Origin of the sequence: uncultured Aquimarina sp. (assembly GCF_947496855.1) — a bacterium.
In the GTDB taxonomy this organism is placed as follows: Bacteria; Bacteroidota; Bacteroidia; order Flavobacteriales; family Flavobacteriaceae; genus Aquimarina.
Map to the genome: position 1 here is coordinate 1,336,435 of NZ_CANMED010000001.1, position 21,322 is coordinate 1,357,756.

Below are 21,322 nucleotides of genomic sequence, written 5' to 3' on the forward strand. Positions count from 1 at the left end.
CTTTTTTTGATTATTAAAGTCTAGTTTGGATTAATTTCCTCCTTCTAAAGCTTTAAGTTTATTTTTCATGTCCTCTGCTTTTGGATCATCCAACTGATAAAAAATCTGCATTAACGTACGAACCGCATCAGTATTATCAGGTTTAGACTCTAAAGCACCCTCTAAATAAGGAACCGCATCTCTATATAAATCTTGTTTTTGCTTTTTAAGAACGTCGAATCTCTTATAATCAGCATTAGATGTACCAAGGCTATTCATTTCCTCATTAAGAGCAGTTTCACCACTTAATATAATCGCTGCTATATTTATTTGTGCAGAAGCATAATTAGGTTTTACTTCCAAAGCTTTCTTATAGTATTCTATTGCTTTTTCATTATCTCCAAGGCGTGATGCACTTACTCCTAAATTATAAAGCAGATTAGGGTTTTCAGGATCATTAGCAACTATTTTCTCCATTAATTCCTGATATTTAGCAATGTTACCCAATTTATAAAACATATTAGCTTCTTCTTGCATTAAAGCTGGATCATTTGGATTCTCCTTCTTAGCTGCTTCCATCGCTTTAATTGCTTCTTCATCTTTACCTTGATTGATATAGATGAGTGCTAAATTTTTCGTAATCTCTGATCTTCTGGATTCTGTTTTAGATGCTTCTGGTTTTATGTGCGTACCAGCTTTAACCGAAAAATCTCTTAATTCTTTAGAATCAAAAGGATCCACTTCTCCTGTTTCCTTATTAGTAGCGGTAAAACGATCTTCAACTCCTTGATAACCAAGATCAATTAACTCATTATAATACTTTAAAGCAGCATCATAATCTTTTGCATTTACAGCATTCGATGCAGCAAAATACAAGTAAGAAGTATCAGTTTTTTTCGTTTTATATCCTAAATAAAGTTTATCCGCAGCTTCTTTATTTTTTCCAGCTTTCTGATCTGCTACTGCTTGTTCAATTAAAGATTGACGAAGTGTCTGGATTCCTGTATCTGCCTGTGCAGAATATTTTTTACTACCAGATACTTCTTCTATTTCTAAAACTTTGGCATACGCCTTTGCAGCATCTTCTGTTTTTTCCAATGATTTATCTGATGACGCAGATATAACTTGACCTTTTAGAAAATAATATTGTGCCTTCATTTTTTCATCAGCAGTTTCTAACTGACCTTCAGCTGCTGTTAAAGCCTCACTAGCTACTTCTAGATTACCTGACTTTATTGCCTTTTTAGCCGCATTAAGCGCTTTTTTCTGTGAAAAACCAATAGCACTTATTGTTAAAAAAAATGCTAAAATAAATTTAGTTCTCATTACTTCTCTTTTTTTGTGGGATTCTTTTTTACTCATTTGTTTCATCAATAGTTGTGCCATCAGTAGCATCACTATCATTTTGCAAAGATATATTATTTTCTTCAATATCCTCATCTACATCTTCTACATCATCATCATCATGCATTACTTTGGCTACCGCTGCTATAGAATCTTTACCTTTTAAATTTATCAAACGTACTCCCTGGGTAGCACGTCCCATTACTCTTAAGTCTTCTACTGATAATCTAATAGCAATACCCGATTTATTGATAATCATAAGATCATCCTCATCGGTAACGTTTTTAATAGCAACTAATTGTCCTGTTTTATCTGTAACTGATATAGTTTTTACTCCTTTTCCACCTCTATTCGTTATCCTGTAATCCTCTAGTTTAGAACGTTTTCCATAACCATTTTCTGAAACTACCAGAATATTACTCTCCATATCATTAACAGCAACCATTCCAATTACTTCATCCTTGTCATCTGCAAGTCGAATACCTCGGACACCTGACGCTCCACGTCCCATTGGTCTAGTTTTTTCTTCTTCAAAACGAATTGCTTTCCCAGATTTAACAGCGAGCATTACTTGGCTTTTGCCATCAGTAAGCTTCGCTTCTAACAATTCATCGTTATCTTTAATAGTAATAGCATTTATACCATTAGTTCTCGGTCTGGAATATTGCTCCAAAGAAGTTTTTTTAACCTGACCTTTTTTAGTAGCCATAATAACATAATGAGAATTTATATATTCTTCATCTTTAAGGTCTTGTGTACAAATAAATGCTTTTACCTTATCATCACTCTCGATGTTAATCAAGTTTTGTATCGCTCTACCTTTTGATGTCTTACTGCCTTCTGGAATTTCATAAACTCGCATCCAGAAGCATTTTCCTTTTTGGGTAAAAAACAACATATATTGATGATTGGTACCTACAAAAAGGTGTTCTAGGAAGTCTTCATTTCGTGTAGTGCTTCCTTTCTGGCCAACTCCTCCTCTATTTTGCTTTTTATATTCTGTAAGAGAAGTCCTTTTAATATAACCTGCATGAGAAATAGTAATCACCACTTTCTCATCCGGTATCATATCCTCTATACTAAGATCTCCTCCAGCATATTCTATTTGAGAACGACGCTCATCACCATATTTTTCTTTTACTACTGCAAGTTCTTCCTTAATAATATTCATTCGACGTTCTTTTTTATCAAGAATATCTTTAAGGTCTTCAATAGTTTTCATTAACTCCTCGTACTCAGAACGCAGTTTGTCTTGTTCCAGACCTGTTAACTGGCGTAGTCGCATTTCTACAATCGCCTTTGCTTGTATTTCAGAGAGTTTAAATCGTTCTATAAGCTTTTCTCTAGCCTCATCTGTATTAGAAGAAGCTCTTATAAGCGCAATAACTTCATCGATATTATCTGAAGCTATAATTAAACCTTCTAATATATGTGCTCTTTCCTCTGCTTTTCTAAGTTCATATCTTGTTCTGCGGACGACAACTTCATGTCTATGTTCCACAAAATAATGAATCATTTCTTTTACATTCAGTAATTGAGGTCTCCCTTTAACCAATGCTATATTGTTAACACTAAAGGACGATTGTAAAGCTGTATATTTATACAACAGGTTAAGAACAATGTTTGGTATTGCATCTCTTTTTAATATATATACAATACGCATTCCATTTCTATCAGATTCATCCCTGATAGTAGAAATACCATCAATCTTCTTATCATTTACCAGATCAGCAGTCTTCTTAATCATATCAGCCTTATTTACCTGATATGGTATTTCTGTAACAATAATAGATTCACGACCATTCACTTCTTCAAAAGTTGCCTTGCCACGCATTACAATACGCCCTCTACCCGTTTTAAAAGCTTCCCTTACTCCATCATATCCATAGATTACACCTCCGGTAGGAAAATCTGGTGCTTTAATATGTTGTATAAGCTCATCTATTTCAATATCATTATTATCAATATAGGCTATAGTACCATCTATAACTTCACTTAAGTTATGTGGTGGCATATTTGTTGCCATACCAACTGCTATCCCAGAAGCACCATTAATTAACAATCCAGGCACTCTACTTGGAAGAACCGTTGGTTCTTGTAGCGTGTCATCAAAATTAAAAGTATGATCTACAGTATCTTTTTCTATATCCGCAAGCATATCTTCCGAAATCTTACGCATTCTTGCCTCCGTATAACGCATCGCGGCAGGGCTATCTCCATCTACAGACCCAAAATTACCTTGGCCATCTACTAGCATATATCGTAAACTCCACTCCTGAGCCATACGAACCATCGCGTCATAAACCGAAGTATCCCCGTGTGGGTGGTACTTTCCTAGAACCTCACCTACAATTCTTGCTGACTTCTTGTGCGCACTACCTGCTCTTACTCCTAACTCATGCATTCCGTATAAAACTCTTCTGTGCACTGGTTTAAGACCATCTCTAACATCCGGAAGTGCTCGTGATACAATCACTGACATCGAATAATCGATGTATGCAGACTTCATCTCATCCTCTATATTGATAGGTATTAGCTTTTCTCCTTCTGCCATAAAAATTATTTTATTCTAAAATTGATTTTATTTAACGGGCTAATTTAAGTAAATTAAGACGGTTTTAACTGTCTACACCTTCTATAATATACGTAATTTATTAACAACTTTAGCAACCTATATAGTTAATAAGTCTACAAATATAGATTTTGATTATTAATGGTTTTTTTGTCTATTTACTCAGAATACTTAATAATCCTTTAAATTTGATTTTTTGATAATTAAAAAATATTGTTTGGATATGTAGAAATATGACACAAAAGGTATTTATGTCAGCTTATCTGTTAATGATGGTTAAAAGGAATAGTTTTTGCCAATGTAATTTTAAAAATTACTATATTTAGTAGTAAAAAACACAGAAAAAGAAAGAAACTAATTATATGGATGACAATTTTTCACCAAGAGTCAAAGATGTGATTGCATACAGTAAAGAGGAAGCACTAAGATTAGGGCACGATTTTATTGGCACAGAACATCTGATGTTAGGACTATTACGTGATGGAAGTGGGAAAGCAATTAGTATATTGGATGCGTTAGATATAGATTTAACAAATTTGAGAAGAAAAGTTGAAATTCTAAGCCCCGCAAACCCAAACGTAGCAGTAGCTACAAATGAAAAAAAGAATTTACATTTAACCAGACAAGCAGAAAGAGCACTAAAGACTACTTTTTTAGAAGCAAAGCTATTCCAGAGCTCTTCGATCAACACTGCACATCTGTTATTATGTATTTTAAGAAATGAAAACGACCCCACTACCAAGCTTTTAAATAAGCTAAAAGTGGATTATGATAATGTTAAAGATCAATTTAAATTTATGATTGCTAACGAAGAAGAATATATAGAAAACCCAAAGGCAGAGTCATTTTCTGATGATGATGATATGACCGGGGACGCATCAAAAGAGAATCCTTTTAACTCTCCAGCTGGTGGAACTAAAGCAAATAAAAAATCTAAGACTCCAGTATTAGATAATTTTGGTAGAGACCTAACTGCTATGGCAGAAGAAGGAAAACTAGATCCGGTAGTAGGTAGAACAAAGGAAATAGAACGTGTTTCTCAAATCCTAAGTAGAAGAAAGAAAAACAATCCATTATTGATTGGTGAACCTGGTGTTGGAAAATCGGCTATTGCAGAAGGTTTAGCCCTAAGGATTATCAAAAGAAAAGTATCACGGATACTGTTTGACAAACGAGTGGTAACACTTGATTTAGCCAGTCTTGTGGCTGGTACAAAATATAGAGGCCAGTTCGAAGAGCGAATGAAAGCAGTAATGAATGAATTAGAAAAAAATGACGACATCATTCTTTTTATAGATGAAATTCATACTATTGTAGGGGCTGGTGGTGCTACAGGAAGTCTAGATGCTTCTAATATGTTCAAACCTGCATTAGCTAGGGGTGAAATACAATGTATTGGAGCGACTACTTTAGACGAGTATAGACAATACATTGAAAAAGATGGTGCACTAGAAAGACGTTTCCAAAAAGTTATAGTAGAACCTACAAATATTGAAGAAACTATAGAAATTCTTGAAAATATTAAGGAAAAATATGAGGAACATCATAATGTAAGTTATACTGACCAGGCAATTCAGGCTTGTGTTAAGCTTACTAATAGATATATGACAGATCGCTTTCTACCAGACAAAGCTATAGATGCTTTAGACGAGGCCGGATCAAGAGTACATATCACAAACATTGATGTTCCTAAAAAAATTCTTGACTTGGAGAAAAAGCTAGAAGAAGTTAGAGAACTTAAAAATAGTGTTGTAAAAAAACAAAAGTATGAAGAAGCTGCTAAACTAAGAGATGATGAAAAAAATCTTGAAAAAGAATTAGCTCAAGCACAAGAACAATGGGAGAAAGACTCTAAACTACATAAAGAAATTGTAGATGAAGAGGATGTTGCGGATGTAGTATCTATGATGACTGGGATTCCTGTTAATCGTATCGCCCAAACTGAAAGCAACAAACTTGCCGAATTACCGAATCTTATAAAAGGTAAAGTTATTGGTCAAGATGATGCTGTTTCTAAAGTTGTTAAAGCAATCCAACGTAATCGTGCAGGTCTAAAAGACCCAAACAAACCTATTGGATCTTTCATATTTCTAGGACAAACGGGGGTTGGTAAAACTCAACTTGCCAAAGTACTTGCTCGAGAGCTTTTTGATAGCGAAGACACTCTGATCCGTATTGACATGAGTGAGTACATGGAAAAATTTGCTGTTTCCAGACTTATTGGAGCACCTCCAGGATATGTAGGTTATGAAGAAGGTGGTCAACTTACTGAAAAAGTAAGAAGAAAACCATATGCGGTAATTTTATTAGATGAAATCGAAAAAGCGCATCCTGATGTATTTAATATGATGCTACAAGTATTAGATGATGGATACCTAACAGATAGTCTTGGACGAAAAATTGATTTCAGAAATGCAATCATTATTATGACATCTAATATTGGAGCACGTAAACTAAAAGATTTTGGACAAGGTGTTGGTTTCGGAACTAGTGCAAAAAAGACCCAATCTGATAGTTATGCAAAGGGTGTCATTGAGAATGCGTTAAAGAAAGCATTCGCTCCAGAGTTTTTAAATAGAGTTGACGATGTAATTGTATTTAACGCACTAGAGCGTGAAGATATTCATAAAATAATTGATATCGAGTTAGAAAAACTATACGGAAGAATCAGTGACCTTGGGTATGATTTAACGCTAAGCGAAAAAGCTAAAGATTATATCACTGAAAAAGGTTTTGATAGACAGTATGGAGCGAGACCACTTAAAAGAGCAATTCAAAAATACATTGAAGATGCACTGGCTGAAGAAATTATTAGCGCTCAATTACAAGAAGGCGACAGTATTTTCATGGACTTGGATGATGATTCTAATGAATTAACAATTAAAATTAAGAAAGCCGAAAAACCAACGGAATCTTAATACGTAAATAAGTTAAATAAAAAAGCTCTCTTTTCAAAAAGAGAGCTTTTTTTACTCTATAACTTTGATAAACCCTTAGTTCCTATCTCGCTACATAAATATAAAACCCAAACACTTCTTAGAATTATTCGAAAAAAGATAAATCATCAGAGGAATCAGCTATTTAAAGCAATAACAGTATATTTACAAGTAATAAACAGAACTACATGATTACTTCTTATAAGACAAATTTTGGCCTTGCAGAGATATATGAAGACTATATAAAAGTAATTATAAATGAAGGAATAACTGTAACACCTGACGACAATAGTATTTTATTAGAAATGGTAGAAAACCATTTCCAAAACAAAGCCTTTATTTACATTACACATCGAATAAATTCCTACTCAATTGATCCAACTATATATTTTGAGACTGCTAAAATTCCTAATTTAGTAGGACTTGCAGTGGTCTCGGATGACCCTAATCAGAAAAATCAAATAAGAGTTGAAAAAACTTTTTTCAATAAAGAATTCAGACAATTTAATAGCATGGAATCCGCTTTATTGTGGAAAGAAGAATTACTTAAACAAGAAGGCTAAGTTCTTAAAGTTTTAGTCAGTCCTTTTTAAAACAATACAAAAAGTAACTCCGGGAAAAATCCCAAATAAAACTAATACCTTATAATTTTTATATTGCTAAATACATATATTTGTAAAACGTAAAAAATCCCCCTAATGATCACAGCTTATAAGTTAAGTTTTGCCCTCATAGAAATCTATGACGATTATATAAAAGTTACAATGAATGAAGGCATCACTGTTTCTCCAAAACATAATGATGTTTTATTAGAAATGGTTGATAAACACTATAACAATAAAGCTTTTTTATACATAACTCATCGTGTTAACTCATATGCTGTTAACCCCACTATTTACTTAGAGACAGCAAAAATTCACAACTTAGTTGGATTTGCAGTAGTATCAAATGATCCTAGACAAAAAAATCAAACTAAATTAGAAAAAGCTTTTTTTAATAAAGAATTCAGACAATTCGACAACATAGAATCCGCTTTACAATGGAAAAATGAATTATTAGAAAAACATCATAAATCAGTATTATAAAACTACACTCGAGCACCATTACATATTCTAATAGTAGTTTTTATAAGTAATAGTTTTATTGTAACTTATAACGAAATTAACCATACTTGAATAATAGTTTTGTAATTACAAATGACAGAATACTATGATTTAGGTTTTGCCAAGGTAGAAATCGAAGAAGATTTTTTAAAAAATACAATTACCGAAGGCTTTTTAGTCAAACCAGAACACAATAAATTGCTACTTGAATTTGTTAAAAAACATTTTAACAAAAAGCCTTTTGTGTATATCTCCAACAGAGTCAATTCATATTCAGTTGATCCAACAGTGTATTATGAAACCACAAAAATTGATAACCTTATTGGTATAGCAGTTGTTTCGAGAAATCATAGACAACAAAAACTAACAGAACTAGAAAATAAATTTTTTCAAAAAAGAATAAAATACTTCACGGATATAAAAAAAGCATTAGAATGGAAAAATAAGTTATTAGAAAAAAATACGGGATTTTAACATAAAGTTCTTTCTATTTTTATCTCCTAAAAACTATCTTACAGGCTTAATTTTTTTGAATCTATTATCTAAAAATCCCCAATGATTAGATCCTACAATTTAGACTTTTGTAAATTAGACGTTTACCAGAACTACATGATAGCAGTTATGAAGGAAGGTATTGTTGTTTCGGAGGAAAACAACTCCGTTCTCATTAAAATTGCAGAAAAACATTTTAAAAAAGCACCTTTTGTATATATTACACATCGTGTTAATTCATATGCGGTAGACCCAATAATTTACATAAAAACTGCAGAAGTGCCAAACCTTTTAGGGTTTGCAGTAGTCTCTAATGATCCAAAACAAAAAATTCAGACCACGTATGAAAAATCATTTTTCAAAAAAGAGCTTCGTCAATTCGATGATATAGAATCTGCATTGGCATGGAAAGACTCCCTTATTACCAAACAACAGTAACCAAAAGGGCTCATCTGACAAAAAAAAGAGAATCAATTAGATTCTCTTTTTTTATAAAATAACTATGCTATTATATTTTATTTAGCAATATTTACTGCTCTTGTTTCTCTAATAACAGTAATCTTAACTTGACCTGGATAGGTCATATCAGTTTGTATTTTTTGAGAAATTTCAAACGATAAACTAGCAGCTCTTTCGTCATTAACTTTTTCACTTTCTACAATAACACGTAATTCTCTACCAGCTTGAATTGCATAAGCTTTCTTCACCCCGTTAAATCCAAACGCAATATCCTCTAGATCCTTCAACCTCTGTATATAAGAATCTAACACCTGACGACGAGCTCCTGGTCTAGCTCCACTAATCGCATCACAAACTTGAACGATAGGCGAAATAAGTGCTGTCATTTCTATTTCATCATGGTGAGCACCTATAGCGTTACAAACATCCGGTTTTTCACCATACTTCTCAGCCCATTGCATTCCTAGAATAGCATGTGGAACTTCCGTTTCCGTGTCTGGCACCTTACCAATATCATGCAATAACCCAGCTCTTTTAGCAAGTTTTGGGTTAAGCCCAAGTTCTGAAGCCATAACTCCACAAAGTTTTGCCACTTCTCTTGAATGCTGTAATAAGTTTTGACCGTAAGAAGAACGATATTTCATTCTACCTACAGTTTTTATCAACTCTGGGTGTAATCCGTGAATTCCAAGATCAATAACAGTTCTTTTACCTACTTCTATAATCTCTTCGTCAATTTGTTTTCTGGTTTTTTTAACTATTTCTTCAATACGCGCTGGATGTATTCTTCCATCCGTTACTAATTTATGCAAAGATAGGCGAGCGACTTCTCGTCTTACAGAATCAAAACAAGATAGTATAATTGCTTCGGGAGTATCATCTACAATAATCTCCACTCCAGTAGCCGCCTCTATAGCCCTAATATTTCTACCTTCACGACCTATAATTCGTCCTTTAACATCATCACTTTCTATATTAAATACTGATACACAATTCTCTACTGCTTCTTCTGTACCTATTCGCTGTATCGTATTTATAATTACTTTCTTAGCTTCTTGTTGAGCAGTCAATTTCGCTTCTTCTATAGTACCTTGTATCAGTGCCATAGAGTCCGTTTTAGCTTGTTCCTTTAAAGACTCTACAAGCTGCTCTTTTGCTTCTTCCGCAGACAATCCAGATATAACTTCTAATTGTTGCACTTGGCTTTTATGAAGTTTTTTTAGTTCACTTTGCTTTTTCTCTAGATACTCATTACGATGATTGTAATCCTTAATCTTCTGATCTAGTTCGGTACTTAATTTCTTTCCTTTAGATAGCTCATTAGAGATTTGAGATTCTTTATCTCTAGTTCTCTTTTCTGCTTCAGCCATTTTTTTATCACGAGACAAAATTACTTTTTCATGCTCTGATTTCAATTCAATGAATTTTTCTTTAGCCTGAAGTATTTTATCCTTCTTAATCGTCTCTCCTTCACTTTTAGCTTCCCTAAGGATGCTTTGAGATGTTTTTTTAGCGCTTTTAATAATTTCTGAAGCTCTACTGCGTTCCAACGCTTTAGCAATAATAAAACCTATCACTAAACCCGCCACTGCCGCAATAATCAAAAATATAATGTTATCCATAATCCTAGTTAGTGTTTATATATAAAAAAGCCTGCACTAGTTTGGGTTTTGTATAAACTCTGTAAAAACAGGTTTAGGGCTAACAAATTGCTCAAGGATCCGTGAGACTGATATACATCAGCACGGCTTGCTTTTACAACTTAAACTCACCCTTTTGAAATAATTCTTGTTGAGTTTATCAAAAAATAATTAACTAGTGCAGGCAGTAACCTTATTTATTTTAATGAACGTTTACGATAGATGATCTTGTAATAATGTATCCAGAGCACTTAATCGCCCTGTTATATTTATCTCATCACTATCTTTATCTATACCCTTTTGTTCTACTTGTGCAGCAAATTGTAAAGCACACATCGCTAATACATCTTGCTTATCTCTCACTGCATAACTTTGCTCAAACTGTTTAATCATGGCCTCAATCTTTTTAGCTGCTTTCCTTAATCCTTCTTCCTGATCAGGATTAATAGTCAATGGATACACCCGATCCGCAACTGATAATTTGATTTTCAACTTGTCTGCCATATTTTATATTACTCAGATAACTGCGCTATACACACATCTATCTCCCTTATCAAGGCATTTATTTTGAGCTTGGTTTCCCTTTTGTATTTGTCACTGCCTAGCATTGCGTTTGCATTCTTGAGTGCACTGAATTTTTCTTCCCATTGTTTTAACTGATCGGTCTGAAGCTCTGAATTAGCCTTCAAATCTTTTATTTTATCTCTAAGATCGGCATTTTGTTGTTTAAGCAAGTCATGCTTATGAATCAACTTACTTATCCTATTCTCAAGAGAATCAACAATTTCAATTAAATCACTCATTATAATTTCACGCAATACTTCGTTACACAAAGTTAACATACCAATTGAAAAAACCCAATAGTTTTTAAACTAATTTTATAGCTCCAATATCTCATCAATCAAGTGGTTAGTTTATAGCCTTTTAGTTTTTAATTAAACATCACTTTAATTTTAACTCCTAAATATTTACATTTACTCCCTATGCGTATAATAACATTATTTTTACTACTCAATATTGGAATCGGATACTGTCAAAAAGACATTCCGAAGGACTATTTCATAAATCCTTTAGACATTCCTCTTGCAGTTTCCGGAACTTATGGAGAGCTGAGATCTAACCATTTTCACTCCGGTTTAGATTTAAAAACAGAGGGGCAAGAAGGCTTAAAGGTATATGCAGCAGCGGACGGGACTATAAGCAGAATAAAAGTTTCTCATTTTGGGTATGGAAAAGCAATGTATATATCGCATCCTAATGGTTATACCTCTGTGTATGCGCATCTCCAAAAATTTTCTCCTAAAATAGAAGCATATATAAAGAAAAGGCAATACGCAAAAGAATCTTATGAAATCGAGCTTTTTCCGAAGGCAGGAGCCTTATCTCTTAAAAAAGGAGATATAATCGCTTATAGCGGTAATACAGGTGGTAGTGGCGGTCCACATTTACATTTTGAAATAAGAGACGCAAAAGCAAGACCAATGAACCCTATGAGTTTCGGTATTGACATCAAGGACACCAAAAAACCTACGATTAATAGTGTTTGGATATATAGTCTTGATAAAAACTCACATGTTAATGGAAACCAACAACCAACAAAATTAAGATTAATACCATTTGACAATGGTAATTTTAAAGCTGAAGGTGTTAACGCAATAGGAAAAATAGGAATTGGTGTTTCTACAATCGATCAACAAAACTTAGCAGCAAATAAAAATGGTATTTATAAGATTTCGACAGAGTTAAATGGTCAGGAAAATTTTACGCTAGAAATGAAACGATTTTCGTTTTCGGAGACTCGCTATATTAATAGATTAATTGATTACCCATACTATAAAAAGAATCGAAGCAGGATTACAAAACTTTTTATTGAAAAAAACAATCCGCTTACCATCTATAAAAACACCATTGCTAACGGTATTTTCAAAGTAGGAGATAGTTTATCTTATACGGCTAAAGTTTTAGTAAAAGATTTCAAAGACAATACGACTATAATTAGTATCCCAATACAGGGAAAACAATTAGCAGAAATTTCAAAAAAAGAGATTGTTAAGACTCCATATTTAGCCAAACCAACGGAAAACTTCACGTTTAATTCCGGGATTTTTGACGTATATATTCCCAAAGGTAGTTTGTACGAAAATGCATATTTGGATATTCAAGCCAATGGGGATACTATTAAGATTCACGAGGATGAGATTCCATTACACAAAAATATGACGATTGCATTTGACGTCTCTAATTACAGTGAACTAGATAAAAAAAAGTTATACATCGGAAGATTAGGTTATAGTAATAAACACTATTACGTAAAAACAAATAAAAAAATTAATCGTTTTTCAACAAGAACAAGAACCCTAGGTACTTACTCGTTATTTACTGACCTTGATAAACCTACGGTAGTTCCCATAAATGTCTCTGATAAAAAATGGATGTCTAAAGTTAATTTTTTAAAGATTAAGATTGATGACGCTGATTCGGGTATTAAAATGTTTAGAGCAACAATAAACGGAAAATTTATTTTGATGGAATATGATTACAAAACAGGAATGCTGGTTTATGATTTTAATGACAAAATAATTACAGAGACGGAAAATAAATTTAAACTTATTGTGTTAGATAAAGTAGGAAATAATACTACATTTGAAACAATATTCTTTAGAAAACCGTAAATAAATACATTCTTTGAAAAATCTCCACTTCCTTTTTGTTTTTTTTCTAGCCTTTACAAGTCATACTCTAATAGCTCAAAACGCAGTCGTAAAAGGGGTTGTTCTTAATGAATCTAACAAACCAATCGTTGGGGCAAATGTATCCTATGAAAGTTCGGGAACACGTACAGATAAAAATGGTGTATATATACTCGATATCCCTGCTGATAAAGACATAAAAATTACAATAAGCCATCTTGGGTTAAAGGATATCACATTCACTATCAATTTAAAGGAAAATCAAGAATATGAATTAAACCCTGTTTTAAAAACGGATATCGAGCAGATCAGTGAAGTGATTATTACTGGTAGAGAACGAAAAGCGGTAGAAGGGATTACCACATTAAATCCAGAAACAATTCGTATTACTCCATCTGCTAATGCTGGTGTAGAAGGTCTACTAAAAACACTACCGGGAGTTAGCTCTAATAACGAATTAAGTACTCAGTATTCTGTAAGAGGAGGTAATTTTGATGAAAACTTAGTATATGTAAATGAAATAGAAGTCTATCGGCCTTTTCTTATTCGCTCAGGACAACAAGAAGGATTAAGTTTTGTAAATACAGACTTGGTAAGAAACGTTGATTTCTCTGCTGGTGGCTTTCAAGCAAAATATGGAGACAAACTCTCATCTGTTTTGGATATAACCTATCGCAGACCCACACGATTTGATATAACAGCTGATCTAAGTTTATTAGGAGGTAGTATTTCTGCAGGAGGAATAACGAAAGACAAGAAATTTGCAGGAGTAGTTGGTGTTCGTTATAGAGACAATAGTCTTTTGGTAGATGCGAGGCAAACTGAAACTAATTTTAGGCCTAGATTTGCGGATTTACAAACCTATCTTTCTTATAATTTCTCAGATAAGTTTGAACTAGGTTTTCTAGGTAACATTGCTATCAATAAGTATGACTACGAACCGCTAACTCGTCAAACCAATTTTGGTACAATTACGAATCCAATTGCATTAACGATTTTTTATGATGGTCAGGAAAAAGATCAGTATGAAACTTATTTTGGCGCATTAAAGGGCACCTATCAAGCTAATGAAAACTTAACTTTAAAATTAATTGGTTCAGCCTATCATACGCAAGAGCAAGAATATTTTGATATTTTTGCAGCTTACTTTTTAGGAGCAGTAAATACAGATATTGGTAGTGAAGATCTTGGTGAAGTTGAGTTTAATGAAGGTATTGGATCTCAATTAACTCATGCAAGGAACGACTTGGATGCTTTAATATTTAATCTGGAGCATAAAGGAACCTATGTTGCGGATGAGCATCAAATAGATTGGGGTATAAAATATACTTCTGAAGATATTAGGGATCGAATTCAAGAATATGAAGTTATTGACTCTGCTGGATTTTCAATTCGCCCACCTGGCACTTTTATCAATGACCAACCTTACAATCCTAATGCTAGCCCTATTGTTCCTTTTTCTAGTGTAAGAGCCACTAATATGGTTACGATTGATCGGTTTTCAGGATATGCTCAGTATAGTTTCCGATCTACTATCAAAGAACATGAAATTTGGATGAATGCAGGAGTAAGAGCACACAACTGGAATGTTTCGGGGGATGGCATTAATAGTACTTCTCAGACAGTATTTAGTCCAAGAGCGCAAATAGCGATTAAACCAAATTGGAAAGCAGATATGATCTTTAGACTTTCTGGAGGATTGTATCACCAACCTCCTTTTTACAGAGAACTAAGAGATATTCAAGGAACTGTGCAACCCAATGTAAAAGCTCAGCAATCCACACACTTAGTTGCAGGTAATGATTACAGTTTTAATATGTGGGATAGACCATTTAAACTTACCACAGAATTGTATTATAAAAAACTTACAGATGTTAATTCGTATACTATAGAAAATGTAAGAATTAGATACCGAGCTAATAATAATGCTGAAGCGTATGCTGCTGGATTTGATTTAAGATTGAATGGTGAATTTGTTCCTGGAACCGAGAGCTGGGTAAGTCTGGGTGTACTAAAAACTGAAGAAAATCTTGATGGAAGAGGTTATATTGCAAGACCTACAGATCAAAGAGTAAAAGTCGGAGCCCTTTTTCAGGATTATGTCCCAACAATTCCCAATTTAAAAATGTATCTTAATCTTGTATATCAAACAGGAGTTCCTGGTGGTTCACCAAGTAATGCTGATCCTTATAATTTTCAGACAAGACTTAGGGATTATCGAAGAGCAGATTTAGGTATTTCTTATATCGTCGTAGATCAAAAAATAAGACGTAAAGAAGGTAGTTTCTTTAATAAATTCCGAGAACTGAATGTAGGGTTTGAAATCTTTAACGTTTTTGACAATCTCAATTCTATTACAAATACTTTTGTTAGAGATGCTGCCTCTCAGCAACAATTTTCTATTCCAAATTTCTTAACACAGCGCGTATTTAATGTGAGATTAGGAATGAAGTTTTAATTCTCCATAAACTCTTTCAAAACACCGATTACATAATCCACCTCTTCTTTGGTATTGTACTTAGAAAAAGAAAATCTAATAGATGGTTTTAGCATATCTTCTTCAGAAAGTATTTCTGTTAGCACATGAGAGCCTTTACTACTTCCACTCTGACAAGCACTTCCTTTAGAACAGGCTATTCCTTTAATATCTAACTGAAATAACAAAATACCTGCTTTTTCCTGAGATATTGGAAGACACACATTGATTAAAGTGTATGTGCTATGACTTAAATCGCAACAGTTAGCATTAAACTTAACTCCATCAATTTGATCCCTTAATTGATCTACAAAGTATTGTTTGAGATTAGATATGTATGCTTTTTCTTCTGTCATATGTTCATAAGCTAAACGCAATGCCTCATCCATACCTGCAATATTATGCACTCCTTCTGTTCCGCCACGATATCCTCTCTCCTGCTCTCCTCCATAAATCAATGGTTTTAGTCCAGAGTTCTTTTTTATATATGCAAAACCAACTCCTTTTGGACCATGAAACTTATGAGCACTAACAGCAGTAAAATCAACATTTAACTCACTAAGATTAACATCTAAATGCCCAATTGATTGCACCATATCACTATGAAAAAGAACTCCTTCCGCACTACACAAACTACCTACTTTTTCAATATCTAAAATAGTTCCTATCTCATTATTAACATGCATTAAACTAACTAATGTTTTAACAGAACTAGTCACTAACAACTTTTTTAAGTGTTCATAATCAATAGAACCGTCTGAAGTAATATTCACATAGCTTACAGATATATTCGTTTGCGTTTGTATTTCTTGGACTGTGTGTAAAACCGCATGGTGTTCTACTTTAGAAGTGATAATATGTTCTACACCTAAATCTCTAACAGCACTATTTAATGCCAGATTATCAGCTTCAGTTCCGCCGGATGTAAAAATAATTTCAGAAGCCTTTACTCCTAAATATTTTGCAATATTCTTTCTGGCTTGCTCAATATGATTTTTAGCAGATCTACCAAATCCATGAGTAGAAGAAGGGTTCCCATAATCCTCTCTTAATACCAAAGTCATCTTATCGATCACTTCGGGACGTAACTGCGTAGTTGCAGCACTATCAAAATAAACCTTTTGCATTAAATCTAAAAAATTAGTTATTAACCAACAAAAAAATACAATTAATGCAGTAATAAACAATACATTTTATCATATCCTTATTTTATAACTGCAAATCTAATTCAAATAAAATTATTTTCCTCGCTGCACGTTATAATCTTTCAATTCCATTATTTTTGTCAAAACATTCAGAAAAACATACCAAAAATAAACATGTGTAAATTTCATTCGTCTTTATCATATGTAAACTATTTTTGTATGTTTTAAAATTACAAGATAGTTTCTTATTTTGAAACTTCAATTTGTTATTAATTTTCAAAACATAGAGAGTGAAAAAGCTTTTATATATTTTTATTTTTTTTGGTTTAACATCCTGTAATGATGGTGATATCATCGTTACTAGTTTTGAGTTCGAGGATGTAGATCTACAACTTTGTCAAGGAGCTAAACCTAATGAATTTGTTTTCTTTAAAATAAACACATCTGTCAATGAAGCTATTTCTTATAATTTTATTGATGCAACGTATTCTGTAACCACTATAACCGAAAACCCAATTATTATAGACTTAGAAACTCCTGATAATGGTTTAATTTACAGAAAATTTAACAATACTATTACCGCGGATTATTATTGTAACAATATTCCAGATAGCAGTATTATTGTTACCGAAGAACTTTTAAGTATAAGTGGCCAAGCAACAATAATTAACGAAATAGTAAGTGAAGATGATAATGATGGTGTGGAATCAATATTAGAAGCACCCAGCGAAATTGATCCAGAAGATGATCCAGATGGTGATGGAGTACCTAATTATCTGGACGATGCTATGGCCGATAGCACCATCGGAAACGCTGATCAGACCGCTGATAATTTAGGAATTGAAGATGGTTATGATACTGATGGTGATCAAATTCCAGACTTTAGAGATCAAGATGATGATAATGACAATGTTTTAACAAGTGTAGAATTACCTAATAGCGATCCTAATGATGATAGTTTTTTGGATACTGATGAAGATGGTATCCCTAATTATCGTGACGACGACGACGACGGTGATGGCATTCTCACTAAAGATGAAGATATTAATGGCAATGGTAACCCAAGGGATGATGACACTGATGGTGATGGAATTGCTAATTTTCTTGATACTGATGATGCTATAAGCGTTACTGCGGAATCTATTCTAAGCAATACAGTAATAACCACTTTTAGAACTACATTAACGGTTAGTGATCTTATTTTAAATGAAGTGAATGACCAATTTACAAATGATGATTTTTCCTTTGGTTTTAGAGATGAAACCGTCTCCATAACCACTCCCATAAATTAAGATTAATATAACGATGAACAGACTATGTTTTTTATTTTTCATGTCCCTACTAATAAGCTGTAGTGAAGGTGATCTAATAACCCTATCCGTAGATTTCGATGAAGATCTTCAAAACTGTGCTAATGAAAATGATAATACTTTTGTCTTTTTTGTAATAGATCAAGACATTAATAGATCTTTATCTGTGAATTTTACTGATACTAGTTTTGAAATCAATCCGTTAGTACTGGCCGACATATCTCTAGACGAACCAACAATAATCACTTTAAACACTACTAACAATCAGCTTCTTTATAGAGAGTTTAACACTCCAATTAATGGAGAAGAATATTTCTGTAGTAGTATTCCTATTAGTAACATCAATGTAACATTAGAATTAATAAGCACTAATGGAACGGCTGAAATTAGTTATGAAGCTGCAGACAATCAGCCCGATCCTACTCAAACTATATACACTAGAACTGTTATATTAAGAGATGTAACATTAGAAGGAGATGATATTGCGATACGCAAACAAATATTGGAATTAGGATCTGACAGTATAATCATCCCTAATTAACGAACTATGTGTTTTTAGCGTTTTGTAGTATATAAATTTCCATAGCGCCAAGACCATATTTTTTATAATCCGCATCTGATATACGAATGTTATCATATCTTCCAAACAAATACTTTAGTTCTTCCTTAAGAACTCCTTGTCCTATACCGTGAATAAAAATTACCTTCGGAATACGTTTACTAATAGCAAAATCTAATTGTCTTTTTGCGGTATCTAGTTGAAATGTAATCATTTCGTGATTCGCCATTCCTTTTGTAGACTTCACTAGTTTATGTATATGAAGATCTACTTCCATTGGAGGTATATTCCTTTCCTTAGGTTTTATTATCGGTCTTTTAGGTTTCTTTTTAAAAATCTCTTTTTCCTGTAAATTCTTCTCTATTTCTTCATAAGAAGGAACTATTAAATTATCAGATTCCTCTTTCACCAATTCATTAGTCATAAAAACCATATCAAAACCATCTTCGGATGTTATGGTTATCTCTTTGCCATTTACAGAAATTACCCTACCGGTAATGGGCTCGTCTAATACCGAAACTTTATCTCCTATCTTAATCATACTATCTACTCCTCTTCTTCTTTATTTTTAAGGTACTCTTTATTATTATTTGTTGATCTAGATGACACATTTGTATTTATTATAAATATTCCGGACATCAAGCATACAATTCCTGCGCTCTGCAGGTAATAGTTCTTTTTAGATGATGCTATTTCAGCGATTAAAAAAATAGCACCTACGGTTATTAAAAGGAGACTACAGATCTTTTTCAATTTAATTTTATCCATTATGCAAAAGTATCAAATATTAGATTTTTTCTACACATTAATTCTTCGAATACTCAAATTGTGTATATTGTGCCACATAATTAATAAAAAATGTCTTTGGAAAAGTATATGTTTCCTTGTCTAAACAAAAAACTCTTTGGTGTCGATTGTTTAGGATGTGGTTTACAAAGGTCGGTAGCTCTCTTATTTAAAGGAGAATTTGTAGCTGCTTTCCAGATGTATCCGGCAGTATATCCTTTACTTATTCTTCTTTTTTTCTTAGGGTTTAATTTTTTTATTAAATTTAAACAGGATTCACTTATTAAAGTGAGCTTAACTATTATATCTGTGCTTACAATGGTTGTAAGCTATCTAATCAAAATGAAATTCATTTTTAACTAATCAACTATTTTATGGAAAAACAAACCTTACCTAACGCTACCCTTATTTTAGTATTCGGTATTTTATCAATTGTAGGATGCTGTTGTTATGGAATTCTTGGTCTTATTTTTGCAATAGTGGCTTTGGTTCTCGCCAAAAAAGCTACAGCAATGTATACCGAAAATCCTGAACTATATGAAGGATATAATAATGTGAAAACTGGAAAAATATTAGCAATAATTGGTTTAATCCTAAGTGCTATTTATCTAGTATTTGTTGTTATTATGTTTGCAACCATAGGCTATGAAGGTTATATGGATATGGTTAGAGAACAAATGGGACAATATTAATAGAACCAAATTTTAATATATTTAAAACTGCTTTGTTTTTTACAAGGCAGTTTTTATTTTCTGGGCTTATTAAGGATGAATGAAATAATAACCTTTCTTGAGAACAATCTCCTATTTTGTCCTTCTAAACAATTCATAAGAATTGAATGTTTAGGTTGTGGGCTTCAAAGAAGCTTTATTCTTCTAATAAAAGGGGATTTCCTGAATTCTATCATAATGTATCCTGCATTAATTCCGATGTTTATGATGATAGGATATTTAGTTAGCCACATCTACTTTAATTTCAAAAATGGAGCAAGTATCCTTAAATACTTTTATTTCTTGAATATAATTCTTATTGTTGCTAATTATATTATCAAACAATTATCGTACACATAAATGGAAAACAAACAACAATTACCTAATGCTACTCTAGTTCTGATCTTTGGTATTATCTCAATAGTAACCTGCTTTTGTTACGGAATTCTTGGATTAATATTTGGAATAGTAGCTCTCGTAATTTCTAAACAATCTATCAAACTTTATAATGAAAATCCTGAACTCTATTATGGATATGAAAACATAAAAGCTGGTAGAATCTGCGCAATTGTTGGTATAAGCCTTAGTTCTTTATATTTATTAGTAATCTTAGGGTATATTATTTTTGTAGGCGCTATGATCCCTTGGACAGAAGTTCTTAATCAATAGGGTTTACAACTCTTAATTATTCGTATGTTATAACCCTAAGTAGTACCTAGCGTATAAATAAGAAACTAAAAACTTAATCAATATTAAGACCCTTAATCATCCTATGAACAATTGGGACAGGATGGTTCATTATCATAGCCTATTAGAATACGAAACAATTAATCTTGATAGCTTTTCTCACAAACTATTTTTCCTTTCATAACTATGAAATTAAAGAATTGAAAAAAATATCAAAACAAAAGAGTATCTTTTCGGAGTTCTTTATACTTTTTTTAAACTTGATATATTCCTTCATATAGTATCCATGCATATGTTAGATGGAGAAAATTTCCGTGTTATTATAGGTAAGTGATCTGGGATCCTATTTTCTAAAGAATAATCAATACTATTTCTTCTTTTTTTGAGCAAAAATTATATTAAAAATTATAAAAAAATCTATTTTAAACATACTT

Annotated in this window: 20 protein-coding genes and 1 other RNA gene; 13 read left to right on the forward strand and 8 right to left on the reverse strand. The window is 32.6% G+C overall.

The genetic code is table 11. The features are described from left to right. Window positions 1–30: 30 nt before the first annotated feature. A complete protein-coding gene (locus tag Q0921_RS05805; protein ID WP_299254577.1) occupies window positions 31–1,305 on the reverse strand; it encodes a tetratricopeptide repeat protein in 1,275 nt (424 codons plus the stop codon). A 28-nt stretch (window positions 1,306–1,333) separates the two neighbouring features. Next, window positions 1,334–3,877 (reverse strand): DNA gyrase subunit A, encoded by a 2,544-nt coding sequence (gene gyrA / locus Q0921_RS05810; RefSeq protein WP_299254579.1) that lies wholly within the window; start codon window positions 3,875–3,877, stop codon window positions 1,334–1,336. 380 nt (window positions 3,878–4,257) lie between these two features. Here gyrA and Q0921_RS05815 point away from each other — a divergent pair, with 380 nt between their 5' ends. From Q0921_RS05815 to Q0921_RS05835, 5 genes are all read left to right on the forward strand, one after another. Beyond that, complete coding sequence (locus tag Q0921_RS05815) at window positions 4,258–6,813, forward strand: ATP-dependent Clp protease ATP-binding subunit (protein WP_299254581.1); 2,556 nt, start codon at window positions 4,258–4,260, stop codon at window positions 6,811–6,813. Window positions 6,814–7,019: 206 nt separating this feature from the next. Beyond that, window positions 7,020–7,394, forward strand: coding sequence for a hypothetical protein (locus Q0921_RS05820; protein ID WP_299254584.1), 375 nt, complete (start codon window positions 7,020–7,022; stop codon window positions 7,392–7,394). A 135-nt stretch (window positions 7,395–7,529) separates the two neighbouring features. Then, window positions 7,530–7,916, forward strand: coding sequence for a hypothetical protein (locus Q0921_RS05825; RefSeq protein WP_299254587.1), 387 nt, complete (start codon window positions 7,530–7,532; stop codon window positions 7,914–7,916). A 111-nt stretch (window positions 7,917–8,027) separates the two neighbouring features. Beyond that, on the forward strand, window positions 8,028–8,408 hold the full coding sequence (locus Q0921_RS05830; RefSeq protein WP_299254590.1) for a hypothetical protein: 381 nt from the start codon (window positions 8,028–8,030) through the stop codon (window positions 8,406–8,408). Window positions 8,409–8,489: 81 nt separating this feature from the next. Further along, a complete protein-coding gene (locus Q0921_RS05835) occupies window positions 8,490–8,864 on the forward strand; it encodes a hypothetical protein (protein WP_299254593.1) in 375 nt (124 codons plus the stop codon). A gap of 77 nt (window positions 8,865–8,941) precedes the next feature. Here the strand turns inward: Q0921_RS05835 and rny are convergent, their stop codons facing one another. The 4 genes from rny to Q0921_RS05855 form a co-directional block, all read right to left on the reverse strand. Next, window positions 8,942–10,507 carry a ribonuclease Y gene (rny, locus tag Q0921_RS05840; protein ID WP_299254596.1) on the reverse strand — a complete coding sequence of 522 codons (1,566 nt, stop codon included), beginning with the start codon at window positions 10,505–10,507 and terminating at the stop codon, window positions 8,942–8,944. 54 nt (window positions 10,508–10,561) lie between these two features. Then, window positions 10,562–10,682: non-coding RNA, 6S RNA (gene ssrS, locus Q0921_RS05845), on the reverse strand. A 56-nt stretch (window positions 10,683–10,738) separates the two neighbouring features. After that, a complete protein-coding gene (locus Q0921_RS05850) occupies window positions 10,739–11,029 on the reverse strand; it encodes a cell division protein ZapA (RefSeq protein ID WP_299254599.1) in 291 nt (96 codons plus the stop codon). Between the two features lie 8 nt (window positions 11,030–11,037). Next, the gene (locus Q0921_RS05855) at window positions 11,038–11,328 is read right to left on the reverse strand and encodes a hypothetical protein (RefSeq protein WP_299254602.1); all 291 of its coding nucleotides are present in this window, start codon (window positions 11,326–11,328) and stop codon (window positions 11,038–11,040) included. A gap of 180 nt (window positions 11,329–11,508) precedes the next feature. On the opposite strand from Q0921_RS05855, the gene Q0921_RS05860 reads away from it, so the two are divergent. Together Q0921_RS05860 and Q0921_RS05865 are read left to right on the forward strand one after the other, a co-directional pair. Next, on the forward strand, window positions 11,509–13,197 hold the full coding sequence (locus Q0921_RS05860) for a M23 family metallopeptidase (protein WP_299254605.1): 1,689 nt from the start codon (window positions 11,509–11,511) through the stop codon (window positions 13,195–13,197). Window positions 13,198–13,210: 13 nt separating this feature from the next. After that, window positions 13,211–15,673 carry a TonB-dependent receptor gene (locus Q0921_RS05865; RefSeq protein ID WP_299254608.1) on the forward strand — a complete coding sequence of 821 codons (2,463 nt, stop codon included), beginning with the start codon at window positions 13,211–13,213 and terminating at the stop codon, window positions 15,671–15,673. Here the strand turns inward: Q0921_RS05865 and Q0921_RS05870 are convergent. Continuing rightward, entirely contained in the window at window positions 15,670–16,818 is a 1,149-nt protein-coding gene (locus tag Q0921_RS05870) for a cysteine desulfurase family protein (RefSeq protein WP_299254610.1), read from the reverse strand. The two genes, Q0921_RS05865 and Q0921_RS05870, sit on opposite strands and share 4 nt — an antisense overlap. Window positions 16,819–17,126: 308 nt before the next feature. On the opposite strand from Q0921_RS05870, the gene Q0921_RS05875 reads away from it, so the two are divergent. Both Q0921_RS05875 and Q0921_RS05880 read left to right on the forward strand, forming a co-directional pair. Next, complete coding sequence (locus Q0921_RS05875; protein WP_299254613.1) at window positions 17,127–18,128, forward strand: hypothetical protein; 1,002 nt, start codon at window positions 17,127–17,129, stop codon at window positions 18,126–18,128. 40 nt (window positions 18,129–18,168) lie between these two features. Next, entirely contained in the window at window positions 18,169–18,687 is a 519-nt protein-coding gene (locus tag Q0921_RS05880) for a hypothetical protein (protein ID WP_299254616.1), read from the forward strand. Between the two features lie 4 nt (window positions 18,688–18,691). On the opposite strand, the gene Q0921_RS05885 is transcribed toward Q0921_RS05880, so the two are convergent. Then, a complete protein-coding gene (locus tag Q0921_RS05885; protein WP_299254619.1) occupies window positions 18,692–19,246 on the reverse strand; it encodes a DNA mismatch repair protein MutS in 555 nt (184 codons plus the stop codon). A gap of 335 nt (window positions 19,247–19,581) precedes the next feature. On the opposite strand from Q0921_RS05885, the gene Q0921_RS05890 reads away from it, so the two are divergent. The 4 genes from Q0921_RS05890 to Q0921_RS05900 all read left to right on the forward strand — a co-directional run bounded on the left by Q0921_RS05890 (window position 19,582) and on the right by Q0921_RS05900 (window position 20,870). After that, window positions 19,582–19,854: a DUF2752 domain-containing protein gene (locus tag Q0921_RS05890; RefSeq protein WP_367183325.1), complete on the forward strand. Its 273-nt coding sequence runs from the start codon at window positions 19,582–19,584 to the stop codon at window positions 19,852–19,854. 11 nt (window positions 19,855–19,865) lie between these two features. Continuing rightward, window positions 19,866–20,183 carry a CCC motif membrane protein gene (locus tag Q0921_RS05895; RefSeq protein ID WP_299254620.1) on the forward strand — a complete coding sequence of 106 codons (318 nt, stop codon included), beginning with the start codon at window positions 19,866–19,868 and terminating at the stop codon, window positions 20,181–20,183. Between the two features lie 75 nt (window positions 20,184–20,258). Then, window positions 20,259–20,561 carry a DUF2752 domain-containing protein gene (locus Q0921_RS25045; protein ID WP_367183318.1) on the forward strand — a complete coding sequence of 101 codons (303 nt, stop codon included), beginning with the start codon at window positions 20,259–20,261 and terminating at the stop codon, window positions 20,559–20,561. Then, window positions 20,562–20,870, forward strand: coding sequence for a CCC motif membrane protein (locus tag Q0921_RS05900; RefSeq protein WP_299254622.1), 309 nt, complete (start codon window positions 20,562–20,564; stop codon window positions 20,868–20,870). The last annotated feature ends 452 nt before the right edge of the window (window positions 20,871–21,322 follow it).